A 17576-nucleotide genomic window follows, 5' to 3' on the forward strand; every position below is an offset into this window, starting at 1 on the left:
CTTCGTCACTCATATTTGGTGTCCACCTATTTTAAGTGGACACTTCATGCGGCAGAGAATTCAACGCGAAAAGGCGCAACGAAATGAGCGCTTACCGCTATTCTTCATCACGGCCGGCACCCTTGCAATCGCCATCGGTGCCGGCCTCCTCTCCATACCGCATTGAAAGACGTGAAAGATGGTGGCTGACGAAACCGGAGATGAAGAGATGCAGATGCCGGAACGCGCGAAGAGGATGGGGGCGAATATCAATACCCTCGTTGGAATTCTCTCGATCGCCTCTTCGGTCGGCATGGGTGTCTGGGTCACGGCGAACAAAAGCCGCGATATCGAGGACCTGCAGGGTTGGCGGAAGGACTTTATCGTTCAGACCGAAGCGAATTCAGCCCGCGTCGATCAGCGCCTGCAGGCGATCGAAACGCGACAGTCGACCGCCGAAGGCGATATCAAGACGCTCGGCTTTCGGATGTCAGCAAGCGAACAATCGGTCGGGTCCGTACTCGCCTCGATCAAGGATCTGACGTCATCCGTCAATGAGCTGAATGGGATGTGAAGGTCGTTCGCGAGATTCTGCAGCGGCAGGATCGGCAGAGCGGCAATCAGCGCTGAGGAGGCAAAAAAATCCGCCGAGCGGGTCTCTGGATGCCTTCGGATTGTCGAGGTCGCTTCCGCGAAGGGAGTTGTAGGAAATATGGGAGGAGTCATGAATTCTCTGAAATCGATACTCTTAAGCGATCGGCGATGAATGTTGGTTGATCGTCGATAGAGATGTTGACAACGATGTCACCTGGCCGATCAAAATTAACCAGCAGACCAGTTGGAAACGCGTGGGCTGGTAGTGCTGCGTCAGAAATCTGAAACTGCACATCTATCTTTCCCAAAATGACAGAGTTTTTGCCGTCTTCATAGGTGACTGTTACGCTTGTTTTATGATCGCCAGCAGGCAGACCGAAAATTTGAATCCATGTGGCCATGGGTTGAATGAAAGGGGCTTGAAGCCTGATTTCGCCAGAATAGACCCCAATCAGGATGAGTTTGCCGTTGAACTCTTGACGTATGTCGTCGCAAAATACGACGCGAGCCCTTATTTCTGCCAATGTACGCCCCCTAGACCAGCGGCCGTCTTGGCGACATTTTGGGTTGGGGCCCTAGAATTCCATTCTGCTTTGCCAAATGAACCGGAGCTTTCCGTGACGCATGTGGAATGCCTCCGATTGGATAGTGCTTCTCTCTGGGGCCAGTGCCGTTCAGCTCGCAGGAAGCTACCATCGATAGCAAAAAGTAGTTCTGCTATCGTGTCTATCGTCCAGTTCCCGGGCGTATTCAGAAGACGAGATACTTGAGCAGGATCTTTACCGAGCCGGCGGGCAATGTTTGCGCGTGTTATACCGGCTTCGACACAAGCGTTCGCAACCATGTCAAAAACATCGTCTCGCGCGGTTTGAGTGACATAACCAAGTGTGCGATCGCTGATACGATCGTCGCTAGATGGCTCAGCCAATAATGATGTTTCGTGAGATGTATTCAGCATGTGTGGCCCCAATCAAAGGCGAATTTTGAGGAAACAGGAGATCCCATTGGGCTCGGCATCGTTTTACTGCTGCGCCAAAACGAAGATTGTCCCTAGCTTCCCATGTAAGCAGGATGAGACTATCGACTTGGGCGAATGCGCCGAAGATACGGATTTGCGGGCGCGGTTGTCGTATTCGCATATCCACGATTCCCTTACTTGTAGGAGCATTTCTCGCCACAAGAGTTGCGGGGTCTTTTCGCATCGGGTCCATGGCAAATCGAATTGCCCTTCCGGTGGTGAAAGCATCTATTTGAGCTCTCGCTTCACCCGCAACTCTATCAAATCGAGCATGAACAGACGCTCCACCATTTAGAAACTCACCGACTTCCGTTGATACAAAAATGTTTCTTTCCACTCCACGCCCAGGAAGCATCGGTCTTACGAACGACAGTCGGCCTGTTGAAACGTGGTTTTGCAATTCCTCCAATATTGACATATAAGTCAACAAACCTCTATCAGCAATCGGCTATTGAATGAATTTTTGGTAATTGGCGGTTCTTCATTGCCACCCCGGCCTTGTTCCAACAGCAAGAGAGCCGATTCGTAAATTTCTTCATGTTAAGCGTCGGTTATTTGGAATTTGGCCCTTAGGTGGCTGATCAAGGCCATAGATATCCCACCCGTTGCTGTCAACGATATCAAAAAAAGGCGAATGTCGATGCCGACAATTCGCTCAAAGGTGTGTATTCCAATGAAACCGGACAGGAATTCCGATCTTTAACCGGACGCTTATTCCAGCGTTTTACCGGACGCGATTCCGAGGCGAAGCCGGACGATGTACAGCGTCTCTGGGTCTGAGTTGATCATTGTCGGCGAATATCGGGCAGGTCAAGCCTGAGTTGCATTCTCGGCTGACAGGTTTCGATGTTTGCGCAGGCTCTCACCGGAAAGTTCGATGCGGTAGGCGTTGTGGACAAGGCGATCCAGCACGGCGTCGGCGATCGTGGGATTTCCAATCATATCGTACCAGTGGTCCACGGGGATTTGGCTGGTAACAATGGTCGAGCGCTTCTCGTATCGATCCTCGACAATCTCCAGGAGATCGCGTCGTTGCTCGTCGGTGAGCTTCTCCGGCCCCCAATCGTCCAGGATGAGGAGATCGGCTTTGCCCAGGCTCTTGAGCATCTTTGCGTAGCGACCGTCGCCTCGTGCCAGGGCGAGCGCGGCAAAGAGCCGTGGCACGCGGTGATAGGCGACGGCAAGATCCTCCCGGCACGCCTTTTGACCGAGAGCGCAGGCCAGCCAACTTTTGCCGACGCCGGCAGGACCGATCAATAGCAGGGAGTGCCGCTGTCTGATCCAGTCGCAGGTGGAAAGCTTGAGGAAGAGGTTGCGATCGAGACCACGCGCTGCTCGGAAATCGGTATTCTCGATTTGGGCGTCATGGCGCAGCCTGGCGGCACGGGCTCTGGCTTCGAAGCGCTTCTGGCGACGCGAGGTCTGTTCCCGTTCGAGCAGGATCGCGAGCCATTCGCCGTGCTGGAGGCTTCTCGCTTCCGGTTGCATTTCCAGTTCCTGGAAGGCGGAAGCCATGCCGGAAAGGCCGAGTTGGCGCAGCGTATCTACAGTGGGATTGGTCAGCATTCTTGATTGTCTCGTTAATGAAAGTAGGCTTTGCCGCGAAGATTGGCATGCTCGCCGACGGCGGCAGGTTCGGCGGAATGTCGTGGTGCCTTGTAGGTGCTGATGAGCGCGGTGATGCTTTTGCAGGTCAGTCCGCCGATCTCGACGGCACGGGCGGACACCGCCTCGGCCTGCATCGTAGGAATTGCCCGATAGAGCTTCAGCACGCCGAGGCAGGTTCGAAAGCCTTGTTCCGGATGAGGACGGCTGGCCAGGATAGCGATGATCAGCCCCTCGGTCTGAGGCCCAATGGAAGCGCCCCAGCGCTGGAACCTTGCAGGCGACCATTCGGCATAGCGCCGGTGCGAGCTGGGCATATGGTCAGGATCGGTTCCGTAGCGTGATCCGCCGTAACGACGCTGGTGGACTGCGATCCTCTTGCCCTTGAAGAAGACCTCGATCGTGCGGCCCGTGGCCCTGATATCCACCTGCTGTCGGATCAGGGTATGGGGCACGGAGTAGAAATAGTGCTCGAACTCGACATGGTAGTCGGTCGAGACCCGCGCCAGCTTCCACTCGGCGTATTCGTAGTCCTCTGCCGGAAGAGCCGCGAGTGCCGGGCGTTCCATGGTCTTGAACATCTCCTGGCGGGTTTGGCCCAACCGCTTCATGACGTGCGTGTTGATCCGCTCGACGGCATCCCGGATGGCGGCGTTAGCTTCCTCCAGTGAAAAGAAGGTCTGATTGCGTAGCCGGCCGAGGATGCAGCTCTGGGCGAAACGTACGCCGGCCTCGACTTTTGGCTTGTCTTTCGGCCGCTTCGGTCGCGCCGGAAGCACGCCGACGCCGTAATGGGCAGCCATCCTGCCGAAGCTGTGGTTGATCTCCGGATCGTAGAAGCTCGCCTTGTTGACGCCGGACTTCAAATTATCCGGATTTTGTGTCCCGAACGGTTATGTGCCCCGCAGCCTGGTGATCCAAGCGCTCTCGCCGACACGGGGCACATAACGATCAGAGGTCGGCGAGCCATTCGAGAAGCTTTGGCTCGCTCTGCCAGACTGGCTTTCGGGGAGGTCCCACCGAAGAACTAGCAAGTCCCTGGCAAGCCTCAAGCGCCTCCTGCTTCATCCTGATGCTAATCTCGGCATATCGGTTGGTTGTATCGAGGCTGACGTGGCCAAGCCAGCCTCTTATGACGTTCACGTCGACGCCGGACTCGAGGAGATGAACGGCCGTCGTGTGTCTCCAAACATGTGGAGATATGGACCTCTGTCCATTGCCAATGCGAATATTCGAACCATGACGCCGGACAAGCTTATATAGGCCGAACCGCGTCAGCGGCTTCCCGACGTTGCTGAGGAATACCGGACTTTCTGTAGCGGCTGGGTGGCGTCGGTTACGCAGCATCTCGCCAAGCAGGCGGGCAGTCTCGGGCCATAGTGGACAGGTCCGCCACTTGTCGCCCTTGCCGTGCAGGTTCACCCGCGGTGAGGAGGTCAAAACCAACTGATCGACGATCAGTCCGGTGACTTCCGTTGCGCGGGCGCCCGTATTGTACAGGAACATGAGCAGCGCCTTGTCGCGGATGGCCAGCTTTCCGCTGCGCGGCAGTTTGTCGAAGAGCCGTTCGACCTCGTCGCGCTCGAGATAATAGGTGGCTGCTGGCTGCGCACGCTTCCTTGGGATGGCGGCGACGCGTTCGGCCTCCGGCAGCACTATAGGTTCCTGGCCCCCGGCATTGGCGAAGAAGGTGTGCAGCATTGCTAGCCGGTGGTTCCGTGCTCGGATGCCGTTGCCGCGCTCGGATTCAAGATGGGCGAGAAATGCCCGCACATTGTCGGCGCTGAGGTTCTCAGCCTGAGCTTGCTGATCGGGGTTCGGTTCTCCCGGGCCAAGAATAGGAGAAACAACCGGATCCCGTCGCGGTAGCTCCGGATCGAGGTGGACGCCAGACCCTTCTCGGCTTTGAGATGGTGTTCGAAGAACTGATAGACGAGGCTGCCGACGGTTCTCATGGCCGTCCTCCATACGAAAGCGGTGCTGCAAAGCGTTCGAAGCGCTGGCCGGCGGCTTCAAGGAGATCGGCTGTAACGGTGAGATAGACGGCGGTGGAAGCGGGGTCCACGTGGCCCATGAAGGTCGACAGCTTAACGAGCTTGTCGGTGGGATTATGTCCGTCGCGATACCACCGCAGAAGTCGCCCGACCGCAAAGCTGTGTCGCAGATCATGCACGTGAGCCGGCGTTCCTCCCGCTGGGATTGGTATGTCCAATTGATCGGCCAGCGAACGGAAAATGATACTGATCGTGCCGGGGTTCACCGCTCGACCCCGCAGGAAAGAAAACAGCGGCGTGTCGGGGGTAACCGAAACTACGTGCTGTGATCGCAGCGTCATGAACGCATAAAGGCGCTGTGCCAGCTGCGGCCCCATGGGAATGAGCCTTGACTTGGAAAACTTCGTCTCGCGAATGGTGAGCACGTCACGATCCCGATCGACATCCCGCCAGCGCAGGCGCGCAACCTCGCCGACGCGCAGACCAAGCCCGAACAACAGGCTGAAGATGATGGCATAGGCAGGCCCGCGAAGCGGGGCGTTGTTCTGATCCGGGAGCTCGGCGGCGCGATCGATGAGCTGTTGAGCGGTCCGCAGATCCAGGATGCAGGGCGGTCTCGGATTACCTCGGCGGCGCGGCTTCATCGTGACAGGAGAACGATCAATAAAGTCATGCTCGACCATCCACTCGAACAGCCGGCCGACGACGCCGATCAGATGGTTGAAGCTTCGAGGCCGCGAGCGCGGACGGCTCAGGAAGAATGCATCGAGGAGCGCCGGGGTGATCTCGGTCAGGTTCGTCACCGCTTGAGCGTTGAGGTAGCCGTCGAACATCCGCAGCACCTTGTCTTCGACGTCATAGCGCCGGTTGAGCGCGCGCTTGTGGCGAAGGAAAGCGACGATGTAGGGTGCGATCGGGCTTGAAGGCTCGGGAAGACGCGGGCTCATTGCAGATCCTCCCCATCACCCAGAGCTACTTCCCGCAAGCCATCGACCTGGACCTTCGCGTAAATCATGGTCGAGGAGGCAGCGCGATGCCCGACATAATCGCCGATGGTCTTGAGCGAAAACCCCGTGTCTACCAGGCGCTGGACGCAGGCATGACGGAGAGTGTGTGATCCTGGACGGCTAACCGGAATCCCCGCGCGATGAAGATACTTGCTGGCAGTGGCCGACACCGCAGAGTGTGTAAGTGGCGATTGTGGGGCCAAATGCCGCCAGAAAAGCAATCGGCTTTGAACGTCAGGCCGCCCGTTCCTGAGGTAATCCACGATCGCCTCACCAACGACGGGGGCCAGCGGATAGGTGGTGCTGTGCTCGGCCTTGCGCCCGTGCACATGCAGCCGATCGCGCTTCCAGTCGACATCGTCGAGCGTCAGCAGCGCTACTTCACGGGAGCGCAGCCCATAAACGGCCATCAGCAGCAGCATGGCGTAGTCGCGCCGGCCAACCACGGTGCGCCGGTCCACCTGATCGAGCATATCCTGGACCGAACTCCAACTAATCGATCGAGGGATATCGGCCAGCCGATAACGTTGAGGTATCTCGACCAGCTTGCTGATGTCGCGCTGAAGGACGTGTTCCCGATGCAGGTATCGCAGGAAGACCCGCAGGATGCTGGCAAGACTGATCATCACGGTGCGGCCGAAATGCGAGGCCTGTGTCGTGATGAAGGTCGTCACCACCGGTAATGTAAGCGACTTCGGATCGCATCCTATATCGCCGAGATGTCGCTCGAAGACGCGAAGGTAATGCCGGTAATGCGCGATGGAGCTTTGCCGCAACCCTCGCTCATCTCGGAGATAATCGAAGAACCCTGGAATCTGGATTGCAAATGGATCGGGCAGCGAAGGTCTGGTGCGGTCATCGCCTGCCTTCCATACGACCAGGCTGAAGAAATGCCGCATGATGCCAGTGACAAAGTTGCGGTCGCGTCGACGTGCATCAGCCGATCGACCGGAATGACGATTTGACAACCAATCAGCGATGAACGGCTCGAAGAGCCCTTCCGCTTGTTCTATACGTTCGACATTCTGGCCGGCAGTGAATGCCGCAAACTTCACCAGCACGGGAACGCGGCGATAGATGCTTCGAGGCGTATAGGCACGTTCGCACAAAGCCTTCACATACTGCTCGATCTGCGGCCCTAGCCAGCAATCCATAATCCGATCGATAGTTTGTGGTTTGACGAAAAAGTGTTCCAACATGACAACCTCCATTCTGAATTAAGGGGAATAGGAGGGTGCGCTCGTTGTTCGCCAGAGATGTGCCGCCACAGACAATCTGGTCGTTTGATCACAGAAACTTACGCCCGCCGGGGCGCATAACCGTTCGGGACACAAAACCCCGATTACGTGCCCGGGCACGTAATCGTAGACGATAAGGCGCGGCACGCCGCCGAAATAGGCGAACATGCGCACGTGCGAGCCGATCCAGTCCGGCAGGGTCTGAGTCCAGGTGGCTTCTGCAAAGGCATAACTCGATGCACCGAGCACGCCGACAAAGATCTCCGCCTCGCGGATCTCGCCGGTCTTGCGATCGACGATCGGCAGCTTCTTGCCGGAATAATCGACGAACACCTTGTCGCCAGCAATGTGGACCTGCCGCATCGTTGGCGTCAGACGCCGCTCAAAGCCGCGGAACAGGTCGCAGAACCGACTGAAGCCGTAGCCATCAGGATAGACGGCTCGATATTCCTCCCACAGGATCGTCAGGGTCACGCCGGGCTTCTTCAGCTCGACCGCAATGACACTCCAATCCGGCTCTGGTAGTCGCCGTACCCCTTGTTTGGTGCCTTGCCGGGCGAAAAGTTTACATTCCAGGACGTCGTCCGTCAGATCGGCAGGCAAAGGCCAGGATAGCCCTGCCGTCGCAGCTCGCCCGATCCCGTCCTGCACCGTGCTGCGGGCAATCCCGAGCAGATCGGCAATATCGCGAACGCTCACGCCATCTGATCGCAGTCGAAGTAAATGTCGTAGTTGTCTCATGGTCAGCCTTCGTCTCTTCGACATGCCATCTCCTCAAGTTCAAAAGGAAATGCATGCCAAGGTTGCTGACCCAGGGGCACTGCTTACGTTGAAAAACGTCCGGTATCAAATCGGAATCGCGTCCGGTTAATTCTCGGAATCGTGTCCGGTTTTTGATCGGAACGCCGTCCGGTAAATCATCGGAATCTACACTCAAAGGTTTTGCCCGGGCGCCCGCCTCGGCACCCGTCCCACCATCTTTCAAAACAATAACGGCGCTGCAAGTAGCAACGCCGCTCATAAAATGCTGATTCCCGAACAGGCCGCGCCCGCAGGCCGAAGGGCGTATATGATCCACGCCATTATCACGTTCTAATTCAGCGGTCGGAAGTGTGCCTCCGACGATTGAAACAGAGCACTTCATGGAAACTGTGCCCCTATCCCTAATCGGATAGGGGCTTTTTGCTTTTGGGTGCCCGCTTGGGCGTTGCTGTGCGAAACACCGTTGTCATGAAGTCCGAAGAAACAACGCATTACCAGGTCTGTCGATTGTACCGCGCGAACGAGCTTCACGCCCGGTGAACGGCTCAAACTCATCATCGCCGTCGAGATATTCCAGCTCGTGGTCAATATGGTCGATCGCCCAGCACAGCGCCTCGATCTCGCTTCTCAGGTGCTCCGCCAAGTCCTCGGTAATGATGGCGATATCGGCAGCAGGCAGGGAGGCCTTGCTGTTGATGATCTTGATCGCATCAGCCTCAAGGCCGGCAAGATGATGCTTCGCCCGCTCGATCTGGAACAGTAGCGTGCTGCGCTGATCCATCAGGTATTCTCTGGTTTCGTCCATCATTTCGGCACCCGGCACGGCTCAGCACAAAGGAAAGCCCTGAGGGGGAATCCGCAGGGCCAGAGAAGTGAGAGATATCGGATGGAAAGGAGCTCCGATAACTTTGGTCTAAAGGACGTCATGTCCTGACCACGATGGCAGAAGTTTGCCAGAATTCCGCCTCGCCGTAAAGTTCAGACTAATGGTTGGTCACCAAGCGGACGCTGAAAGCTTCGTGCGTCAATGAAGAAGCTGCGCCACCATCAGCACCAACGTGCTTAGGCCCGCGCACACTGTCAAAGCAGTCAAAATCGAAGTCGACATCATATCGCTCCTCAAATCAGATTTTGCGAGCTGACTACTGCAGCGGTGGGGGCGGTGTTCTCATGGGAGGGAAAAGATGAGAGCGACCCGACCTGTGGTCGCCGATGACGTCGCAGCTTTCTCAAGCGTCGCCGGCGTTTCTTGGCGATATCGTCGGCAACCGTCGAGACGTAGCCACTATATTCGGGAAGTTTGCGGTCATGGAGCGTATTGCGCCTGATCTCACGATTGATGGTCGATCGGTGACGGCCGAGCTTACGTGCTATCTCGTTGATCGGCACCTTGCGCTCGACTAAATGATGCAGGCGCCGCCGATCGGCGAGGGTCAATTGCGAATAGTGCATAACGACAAGCTGTGGCGTAATCAGGAATATGAAACTGGAGAGCGGTTTTCCGGTGACGCTCGAAGCTTTCCAAAGAAAAATAGCCACCAATATAGACCCCGTTGGGAAGATGTCTGCTGACATCCCTACTTCTGCGAAACGTATGGCACGGGCGCGGACTTGCGCGCAGCCGTCGGGCGCTCCACCAGAATGGTTGTTCGCGGGAGGTCGTACGCCACGCTCAACGCCTTGAGCTCGTCGTCCAGGCGCTTGTCCGCTTCGTTGAGGCGGTGATGAAGGCGATGGTAATCCGTCCAGGTCGGCGTCCGGAAGGTCTCGAGCCATCGCGAAGGCTGCTGAACGTCGCGCGTGAGTGTCCACTGGCGTGCACCGACGCGGCTTTGAACCAGCCGACGCCTGCGCATGATTTCAAGAAAAAGGTCAGCATTCTCGTCCGCCACAGCGTATTCTGTCGTGACCAGGATCGGGCCACTTCGCGGCTTCAGATCAAGTGCCGGCACAGGCGCATCGAAAGCGCCGGAGGCTTCGAGCTCCGACTCTAGGCGGTTGCTGATCGGGAGCTTGACCCCAAGTGCCGCAACAACCAAGGAGGACGCAGCAGAACATGCCAGGGACAGGGAGAGGGAATGATTTTCCGCGATAATTCCCCAGAGCCAACTGCCCCCGGCAATCCCCCCATAGGTGAAGGCGCTGTAGATGGAAATCGTGCGACCCACGACCCAACGTGGGCTTGCCAACTGCACATTGACGCCGAACCCCGACCATCCCGTCACCCAGCCTGCGCCCCCGAAGGCAAGGCAGACTGTTGCGATGATAAGGGAGGACGTCAGAGCAAGTGAGATGGCACATGCCGCACACGCGACGCATGCCAGAACGATCAGCAGCTCCTGCGTGACCGCGCGCCTGAGTGGCGGGTTCACGAGCCCCGCGACCAGCGCGCCGGCGCCAAAGCCCCCCATGAGAATACCGTAGTCGATCGGGCCGCCCTTCAAAAGGTCTCTCGCGACGAGCGGCAGGAGCGCCAGCATTGAGGTTCCGGTCAGCCCAAAGAGCGTCCCGCGGACAATGGTCGCCTTGATTTCGGAGGATATCGCGGTGAAGCGCAGGCCATCATAGATGGCCGTCATGAGCGCTTCCCGGGGGAGGGGCGACGCTTTCACGGTCCACTTGTTTCGCCACAGGGCGGTGAGGGGCGCGACGAAGCCGAAGGTGGTGAGCGCGAATGTGACGAGCGGCCCGAATACAGCAACGATGATGCCGCCGAGGGCGGGACCGACGCTACGGACCGTGTTGAAGCCGACATTAAGAAGTGTCACGGCCGACGGCAGATGGCGGCGCTCCAGCATATCGCCAAGCGAAGCGCGCCAAGCAGGATCGCTCAATGCGATACCGCAGCCGTCAAGGAAACTGAACGCCAGGATCATCCATGGATCGGTGATGCCGAAGGCCATGAGGATCGTCAGCATCGCCGAGGCCGCCATCATCAGGCTTCGACCGACGATCATGACCATGCGCCGACTGTAGTTGTCGGCAATCGCGCCAACGAAGATCGCAAGAAAAAAGGCTGGCAGCGTGGATGAGGCCTGAACGAGGGCAACCATGACATCGGACGTCGAAACCGTGGCCATGAGCCAGCTGAGCGCTACCGTCTGCATCAGCCAGCCCAGGCTGGAAAGCTGCGACGCGAAGAAAATCGAACGGAACGTCGAATTCTTCAGTGGCGCCAATAGCCCTATGGATGCTGTCTCTTCTTTTGAAGGCATGTCATTCAGTCTCTTTCGGGCGGGTCACTTCGGCCGTGCTTGACGGGCGTATTCGGCGATGAGGGAAAGGAGTCGTACTTCGGTCTGCCATCATTTGTCGCTTGCCCAGTCGACGCTTTGTCCAAGAGTTCGCGGGCCAGGCATCGGCGCGTGGCGGCAAGGCCGGAATCGAAAACCGAGGGAAAAGCGGCTGTCGTCGAGCAGGGATCGACGACAGCCGAGCGAACCAGGATGGCAGGGGTTGATGCCACTCCCAGGCCAGGAGCTGTGTTCGGCTTGCGGCTAGTCTCCACAGTCTGAACCGTGAGGTTTTGTTTCTGGCCGACGCCATTATGGGACCGTTGCCGCTGCTCGATAAATGGCCTCATCGCAAGATCACCTCATGGACGCGAAACGCGCGCGACCGGTTGGCTCCGGGTCCGTCGCGTGTCTGTTGTGCGCTCAATCACAAGATCAGTTTCCGGAGGCTTGTCACTCATATGCAAAGCGGCGAGAAGCTGTACGACTTCCTGATCCCACGGGGAGAGACGATGATGCAAACGCAGGAAATCCATCCAGGTCGGCGTGCGGAATGTTTCTGTCCAACGGGAAGGCTTTCGAAGATTTCGCTGGAGCGTCCAGTCACGTGCGCCTGCCCGGGCCAGGGCGTATCTTCGAGTGCGCATGTGATCGAGGAAGATGTCCAGGTCGCTGTCGTCTATGGCATATTCCGTCCTCGCTGCAATCGGGCCGCTTCGGGGCTTCAGATCAAGCGCCACCGTTGGCGCCGGATAAACCGAGCCCTGCTGGTCTGCCTCGGCCGCCAGATGCACCGGCAGGACGAACCCTGATGCGGCGACGAGTAACAGGGCCGCTGCGGCAAGTTCGAGAGAAGATGCAAGCGAATAGGTCTGGGCGACGGTGCCCCAGATCCAACTGCCGGCTGCCATGCCGCCGGAGAGGAATGCGTAATAGATGGAGAGCGTACGGCCGACGACCCAGCGCGGACTTGCCAATTGCACCCAGACGTCGAACCCGGTCCAGGTGATGACCCAGCCGGCGCCTCCGATGACAAGCGCAAGTGTCGCCAAAGGTACTGAGGAGGTGAGGGCAAGTGAGATGCAACAAAACGCGCAAGCGATGGAAGCGATCGCCATCAGCCATTCCTGAGGAATCAATCTCCTTAAGAGCCGGTTGTTCAGTCCGGCGATGCAAGCGCCTGTTCCGAAACCGGCAAACAGTATGCCGTAGATGATTGGTCCGCCGGCCAAACGATCGAGGGCGACAAGCGGCAGAAGAGCAAGTATGGCAATGGCGGCAAGGCCGAAAAGGGTGGCACGTATGATCGCCGCCCGGATGTCGGAAGAAAGCGCCGTGAACCGCATTCCGTCATGGATTGCTGTTGAAATTCGCTCTGCAGGCAGCGGAGACTTGCGGACGTGCCACTTGTTGCGCAACACCGCGCCGAGAGGCGCTAAGTTGCTGCAGGCGGCAAAGAGAAAGGCCGCCAACGGACCGAGGAACGCGAGAATGGCTCCGCCCAAAGCCGGTCCAACGCTGCGCGTCATGTTGTATCCGACCGACATAAGCGTCACCGCAGCCGGAATATCTCGCTTGTCGAGGATATCGCCCACCGAGGCATGCCAAGCGGGGTCATTCAGCGCAAAGCCGCAGCCTGCGACAAATCCCAGACCTAGAATCAGCCAGGGACTAACGAAGCCGAAGGCGGCAGCAATCGCCAGTACGATGGAAGCGAGCGCAATCAATGAGAGCCCGGTGATCATGACCGATCGACGGCTATAGGTGTCGGCGATTGCTCCGGCGGGAATGGAGAGTATGAATGCCGGAAGCGTCGTTGAAGCCTGCACAAGCGCGACCATCAGATCCGAAGCGGAGATCGTCGCCATGAGCCAACTGATCGTGACGGTTTGCACCAGCCATCCCAGGTTGGCGACTTGCGTGGAACTCCAGATCGAACGGAATGCTATACTGCGTAGCGGATCAAGGGTGGTTGGCCCGCGCGCGGTGACGTCTTCGATCTGCATTCTTGATGGCTCTGAGCTTCGCATTGACACCGTGACGCCACAGATTATCCGCAACTCGGATACGAATTTCGGCGTTATTGGAGTTCTTGGCGCAGGAACCCTGCGTTGAGCGGGAGTGTATCAGGCAGTCCGACCAGTTCTAGCACGTTGCTGGCTTATTATTGAGCTTGTATGCCGTTTTTCCTTCCTGAACGATTATCCCTTCGGAAGTGCGTACCGGAGCACGCGCAATTCGTCCTCATCGCCGAGGGAAATTTCCAACACACGATTGGCGAGATCGTCATCGTCGTCGAGTTCGGCCATAGCCTGTTCGAACAGCTCGATCTGCATATCGAGGTCCATACCGGGCGGGCGGTTTAGGTAGACAGCCCGGCATGGATGGCAACGTCTGCATATTGCCCCTTCGTCCCGGGCTTGTCTTTCGGCCCGCGGAAGTCGACCGAGTTCTTCGTGACGAACGTCCAGTCGCCCTAAAGAATGATCGGTGTGAGCTCCCAGTCTTTCAGGCCACCCAGTTTTCATCCAGACGACATGGCTCGTTTCGCCATAACCTTTTTCCAGCGCCATCTTAGCCAGTTGAGGACTGAGGCACTCATCAATCAGAAACTTCATCCCGCCTTCGTGCGACGGGGGACGCGACGATCTGTGAGGATGACCGAACCTTCGGGAAGCTCGCCCAGCACGCGGGGCCGCCCGCGCAAGGGATTAGCTTCCGCATAGATTGTCGCGAGCCTGATCTTCTCTCTGTCCAGGCCAGGCCAGGTTTCGAGAATGCGCTCCGTGGAATTGCCCGCGGATACGGACGCGGCAACATCATGGACAGGAACGCGGGTGCCTCGAATGACAGGCGTCCCACCAAGGATGTCGGCCGACGATGTGACGACCTCCCGTGCTGCGGCAAGGTCGTCCAGCCGCTCGCTCGCGCCCCTCATAAAGGGCATGAGATCGATCGTCAGAAACTCGTGGTGCACGGTCCAATCTTCAAGCAACAGGGCGGACCACGGGAGGGTGCGGGCTCTCGCAAGCCGGGCCTCCGCCGTCCGGATAGTAGACAGGCGTTCTTCCGAGGTAAGGCGGCGGGCGCTTTCGAAGTAAAACGTGATAAGCGAGCAGGCTCCGGCGAGGACATGACGACCGTTGTCGAGCGATATGAACGCTTCCGGCAAGATGTGCTCGTCGATAACGCGATTGACGTCGCGCAGGCTCACGCGCGAGACAACGGCAGCCTCGCTCGCCTTCAGCATCTCGGCAACTGCTGGCATGGTTGAGCCATCGGTATTAATTCTTCCGATGGGTCGGAATATATAACTTGTTGGGGGCGATATCAAGGCCTGGGACGGATCGGCGGTCGCCGGTTGGACTTGAGGCATTGGGTTGATGAGGACGAGCCAAGATCGAAATCGCCGCTGGGCAATCGTTATATTGGTGCGCTATTTCGCTCCTTATGACGTCCTCTAGCGGAATTCCGCATTTTGCTTTATCTTAGAGTCATACGAAATTCCGGACACCGGCCAGCAGGCGAGCGATATTCCGCATGAGCACTACGATTTTCAATACTCTTGGCGAGCAACTGCTGGCCGCCCGCAAACGACGCGGTCTCAGCCAGCCTGCACTTGCGACAAGGCTCGGCCGGGACCGGGCACGAATATCGGAACTCGAAAGGGACCTTGCAACCGATCGACGGGGTAGGGATCGACTGACGCTGTTTGCCGAAATCTGCGATGCCCTCGACCTTGTGCCGGTCCTGCTGCCGAAGTCCCGGATGGGGGAAGTGAGGCAGTTGATTGGCGATGCTAGAGAACACCAGAATAAAGGTACGGCGGCCAGCGCATTTGAGGAACTTTTCGTCGATCTCGATGAAGACGACAATGGGGAACCGTGATGGCGAAATCTTCGGCGATCCTTGGCGTCCATCTTCTGGATCAGAACATCGGGAAGGTGAGGGTAGGGACCCTGACGCGCGATAGTGACGGCGCGGTCGCGTTTGTCGTTGCGGAAACGTTCCTGCGGGATCCAAGGCGGCCAATTTTGAGCCTGGGCTGGTTCGATCCTGACGATGACGAGGGCACACGCAATCGTCTGGCGCGGCGTGGGGACAAAATTGGGCTTCACGGCACATTGCCACCATGGTTTTCAGGATTGCTTCCAGAGGGCGCCCTCAGGGACCTCGTGTTGAACGAGATGGGGCCGGGCGATCACGATGAGTTCGACGTCCTGACCCGCCTCGGCGGCGATCTCCCCGGCGCAATCCTCGTCGTCCCCGAAACAGCGGTTCCAGCGTCAGCCGGCCCGATCACCATTGAAAAGAAAGATGGTGTGGATGTCCCGCTGCCCGATGGCACGGTCAAATTCTCGCTCGCCGGTGTGCAGCTCAAGTTCACGGCCAACGTCGAGGGCGACAGATTGACGGTTCCCGGTCGCGGTAACACCGGCCGCTGCATCATCAAGGTGGCAAGCGAGCGATACCCAGGGCTGCCGGAAGCTGAACATGCGGCCATGCAGATGGCAAGGACGATCGGCGTGCGGACAGCAAACTGCCGGCTTGTCTCCAGCACCGCGATCAGCGGCATCCCTGCGGAACTGTTGGCTCATGGTGAGCGCGTTCTCGTCGTCGATCGCTTCGACCGTGCCGACGATGATCGTCGCATTCACATCGAAGACGCAGCCCAAATTCTAGGAGCGATCGGCGATCGAAAATATACGATGGCGACGACCGAGACCATCATCAACATGGTGCGCCGCTTCAGCACCGACCATCGCGATGACATATTGGAAGCCATCCGCAGGGTAGTTGCAGACGTGCTTTTAGGCAATGGCGACAACCATCTCAAGAACTGGTCTTTCCGTTTCCCGGCACCTGGCGAAATCCGGCTGTCGCCGGCCTACGATATTGTCCCGACCGTTCTTTACATGCCGTCCGACACTATGGCGCTGAGGTTCGTCAAAACCCACAGCTTCGAAAGCGTGAACCTGCATCGCTTTGAGAGGGTCGCAAGTTTTCTTCGCCTGGACGCGAAGCTGATCACACGCGAGGTCGTTGCGACAGTCAGGCGTGCGCTGGAGCATTGGCCGACATCGGCGCCTAAACTACTGGGGGAAAAGAAAGCAAAGCAGCTTCTTGATCGCCTTGGCACGCTGAGCCTGGTGGACGAAGTGCGGCGTCAATCGTAGTCTTTGGCTCACGTCGGTCCGGGCCTTGCACTCTCTCTAATTCACCCCTATGTTTGGGGGTGGATTAGAAAGGGCAATAGGATGGAACATCTGACAACGGCACAAGCGGCTTTTGTGGTTGATGCGCCTCTAGACACTTTCAAAAAGGTTGTCGAGCGCGCGCCGATCAAGCCGCAACTCGTGAAGCGAGGCGGTCGGAATATTAGGCAGTTCGGTCAAGCCGAGCTGGTATTTCTCCATGCCTATGACGAACTCAAACAGGCGCTGACACCCAAGAGCCAGTCCGAATTCTACGAGGCGTTGCGAAGCTCTCTCAAACGCGGTCACGCGAAAGAGGTCGTGTTCGGTAAACAGCGCTACGACATTGGTCAGCACCTGGTCTTCGTCGAGCGTAAGCTGAAGGAACTCGACAAGCTCACTGCTCAAATCGACCTATCCGGCAAGGAACCGCTAATCCGGGGAACGCAAATCGAGGCGCATCGGATTGCCGCTCTCCTCGACGCCGGCGCGACTGTCAAAGATGTCCTTCGCGACTATCCCTCCTTGAAGGAGCAACAGGTCGTTTCCGCGGGAGTCTATGCGGAGGCGCATCCGAAGGCGGGGCGGCCGTATCCGAAGCAAACGGCAAAAGCCGCCATGCGCGCAGCCGATCTTAGCGCGTTGGATGACTGAGCTTGAAATATCTGCTCCATACAAATGTCTTAAAGGAAATCGGTCGACCCGAGCCGCACGAAAATGTGGCGGCCTCGATACGGTTGACGATACTGATCTCGCGATCAGCGTGATCTCGGTTCGAGAGGTTCCGAAAAGCATCGAGAGAAAGCGGAACACCGACGAGGCTGTCGCCCGCCGGTGGGGGCAAATGCCGGGACAATCGGACAAGATTCCGACGTTATCGGTTTGGCCGCGACGGCGCAGGTAAATGACCTTGTCGTCGTCACCCGAAACACCGCTGATTTTCAAGGGCGG

Annotated in this window: 18 protein-coding genes and 1 pseudogene; 4 read left to right on the forward strand and 15 right to left on the reverse strand. The window is 57.9% G+C overall.

The window, feature by feature from the left end; all coding sequences use genetic code 11:
• Nucleotides 1-178: 178 nt before the first annotated feature.
• Nucleotides 179-553: a hypothetical protein gene (locus tag GGD46_RS31555; RefSeq protein ID WP_004118259.1), complete on the forward strand. Its 375-nt coding sequence runs from the start codon at nt 179-181 to the stop codon at nt 551-553.
• Between the two features lie 148 nt (nt 554-701).
• On the opposite strand, the gene GGD46_RS31560 is transcribed toward GGD46_RS31555, so the two are convergent.
• The 15 genes and pseudogenes from GGD46_RS31560 to GGD46_RS31620 all read right to left on the reverse strand — a co-directional run bounded on the left by GGD46_RS31560 (nt 702) and on the right by GGD46_RS31620 (nt 14698).
• On the reverse strand, nt 702-1097 hold the full coding sequence (locus GGD46_RS31560) for a DUF6941 family protein (RefSeq protein ID WP_004118260.1): 396 nt from the start codon (nt 1095-1097) through the stop codon (nt 702-704).
• Nucleotides 1098-1493: 396 nt separating this feature from the next.
• A complete protein-coding gene (locus GGD46_RS33660) occupies nt 1494-2018 on the reverse strand; it encodes a hypothetical protein (protein WP_172831086.1) in 525 nt (174 codons plus the stop codon).
• Between the two features lie 383 nt (nt 2019-2401).
• Nucleotides 2402-3157: an IS21-like element helper ATPase IstB gene (istB, locus tag GGD46_RS31565; protein ID WP_015342034.1), complete on the reverse strand. Its 756-nt coding sequence runs from the start codon at nt 3155-3157 to the stop codon at nt 2402-2404.
• Nucleotides 3158-3171: 14 nt separating this feature from the next.
• A complete protein-coding gene (locus GGD46_RS31570) occupies nt 3172-4062 on the reverse strand; it encodes a transposase (RefSeq protein ID WP_200863263.1) in 891 nt (296 codons plus the stop codon).
• Nucleotides 4063-4147: 85 nt separating this feature from the next.
• The gene (locus GGD46_RS31575; RefSeq protein ID WP_240535426.1) at nt 4148-4897 is read right to left on the reverse strand and encodes a tyrosine-type recombinase/integrase; all 750 of its coding nucleotides are present in this window, start codon (nt 4895-4897) and stop codon (nt 4148-4150) included.
• A gap of 2 nt (nt 4898-4899) precedes the next feature.
• Nucleotides 4900-5151: a site-specific integrase gene (locus tag GGD46_RS34110; RefSeq protein ID WP_240535427.1), complete on the reverse strand. Its 252-nt coding sequence runs from the start codon at nt 5149-5151 to the stop codon at nt 4900-4902.
• Nucleotides 5148-6137 (reverse strand): tyrosine-type recombinase/integrase, encoded by a 990-nt coding sequence (locus tag GGD46_RS31580; protein ID WP_004118271.1) that lies wholly within the window; start codon nt 6135-6137, stop codon nt 5148-5150. The genes GGD46_RS34110 and GGD46_RS31580 overlap by 4 nt, the downstream gene beginning before the upstream one ends.
• Nucleotides 6134-7396 (reverse strand): tyrosine-type recombinase/integrase, encoded by a 1263-nt coding sequence (locus tag GGD46_RS31585; RefSeq protein WP_004118273.1) that lies wholly within the window; start codon nt 7394-7396, stop codon nt 6134-6136. The genes GGD46_RS31580 and GGD46_RS31585 overlap by 4 nt, the downstream gene beginning before the upstream one ends.
• Before the next feature lie 18 nt (nt 7397-7414).
• A complete protein-coding gene (locus GGD46_RS31590) occupies nt 7415-8200 on the reverse strand; it encodes a transposase (RefSeq protein ID WP_183932622.1) in 786 nt (261 codons plus the stop codon).
• A gap of 463 nt (nt 8201-8663) precedes the next feature.
• A complete protein-coding gene (locus GGD46_RS31595; RefSeq protein WP_210305352.1) occupies nt 8664-9005 on the reverse strand; it encodes a hypothetical protein in 342 nt (113 codons plus the stop codon).
• Nucleotides 9006-9409: 404 nt separating this feature from the next.
• Nucleotides 9410-9649 (reverse strand): annotated as a pseudogene (locus GGD46_RS31600) (helix-turn-helix domain-containing protein); the annotation flags it as partial.
• A gap of 125 nt (nt 9650-9774) precedes the next feature.
• Nucleotides 9775-11412 (reverse strand): MFS transporter, encoded by a 1638-nt coding sequence (locus GGD46_RS31605; RefSeq protein ID WP_004118281.1) that lies wholly within the window; start codon nt 11410-11412, stop codon nt 9775-9777.
• Nucleotides 11413-11792: 380 nt separating this feature from the next.
• The gene (locus tag GGD46_RS31610) at nt 11793-13436 is read right to left on the reverse strand and encodes an MFS transporter (protein WP_004118282.1); all 1644 of its coding nucleotides are present in this window, start codon (nt 13434-13436) and stop codon (nt 11793-11795) included.
• Nucleotides 13437-13631: 195 nt separating this feature from the next.
• A complete protein-coding gene (locus GGD46_RS31615; RefSeq protein WP_004118284.1) occupies nt 13632-14048 on the reverse strand; it encodes a hypothetical protein in 417 nt (138 codons plus the stop codon).
• Nucleotides 14045-14698, reverse strand: coding sequence for a DUF433 domain-containing protein (locus GGD46_RS31620; RefSeq protein ID WP_004118290.1), 654 nt, complete (start codon nt 14696-14698; stop codon nt 14045-14047). Before GGD46_RS31620 ends, GGD46_RS31615 begins: the two co-directional genes overlap by 4 nt.
• A 272-nt stretch (nt 14699-14970) precedes the next feature.
• On the opposite strand from GGD46_RS31620, the gene GGD46_RS31625 reads away from it, so the two are divergent.
• The 3 genes from GGD46_RS31625 to GGD46_RS31635 all read left to right on the forward strand — a co-directional run bounded on the left by GGD46_RS31625 (nt 14971) and on the right by GGD46_RS31635 (nt 17279).
• Nucleotides 14971-15318, forward strand: a complete 348-nt coding sequence (locus GGD46_RS31625; RefSeq protein WP_004118293.1) for a helix-turn-helix domain-containing protein — start codon at nt 14971-14973, stop codon at nt 15316-15318.
• A complete protein-coding gene (locus GGD46_RS31630; RefSeq protein WP_004118296.1) occupies nt 15318-16607 on the forward strand; it encodes a type II toxin-antitoxin system HipA family toxin in 1290 nt (429 codons plus the stop codon). The genes GGD46_RS31625 and GGD46_RS31630 overlap by 1 nt, the downstream gene beginning before the upstream one ends.
• A gap of 81 nt (nt 16608-16688) precedes the next feature.
• Nucleotides 16689-17279 (forward strand): DUF433 domain-containing protein, encoded by a 591-nt coding sequence (locus GGD46_RS31635; RefSeq protein ID WP_004118299.1) that lies wholly within the window; start codon nt 16689-16691, stop codon nt 17277-17279.
• Nucleotides 17280-17576 lie beyond the last annotated feature (297 nt).

Source organism: Martinezella lusitana (genome assembly GCF_014207095.1).
Taxonomy (GTDB): domain Bacteria; phylum Pseudomonadota; class Alphaproteobacteria; order Rhizobiales; family Rhizobiaceae; genus Rhizobium; species Rhizobium lusitanum_B.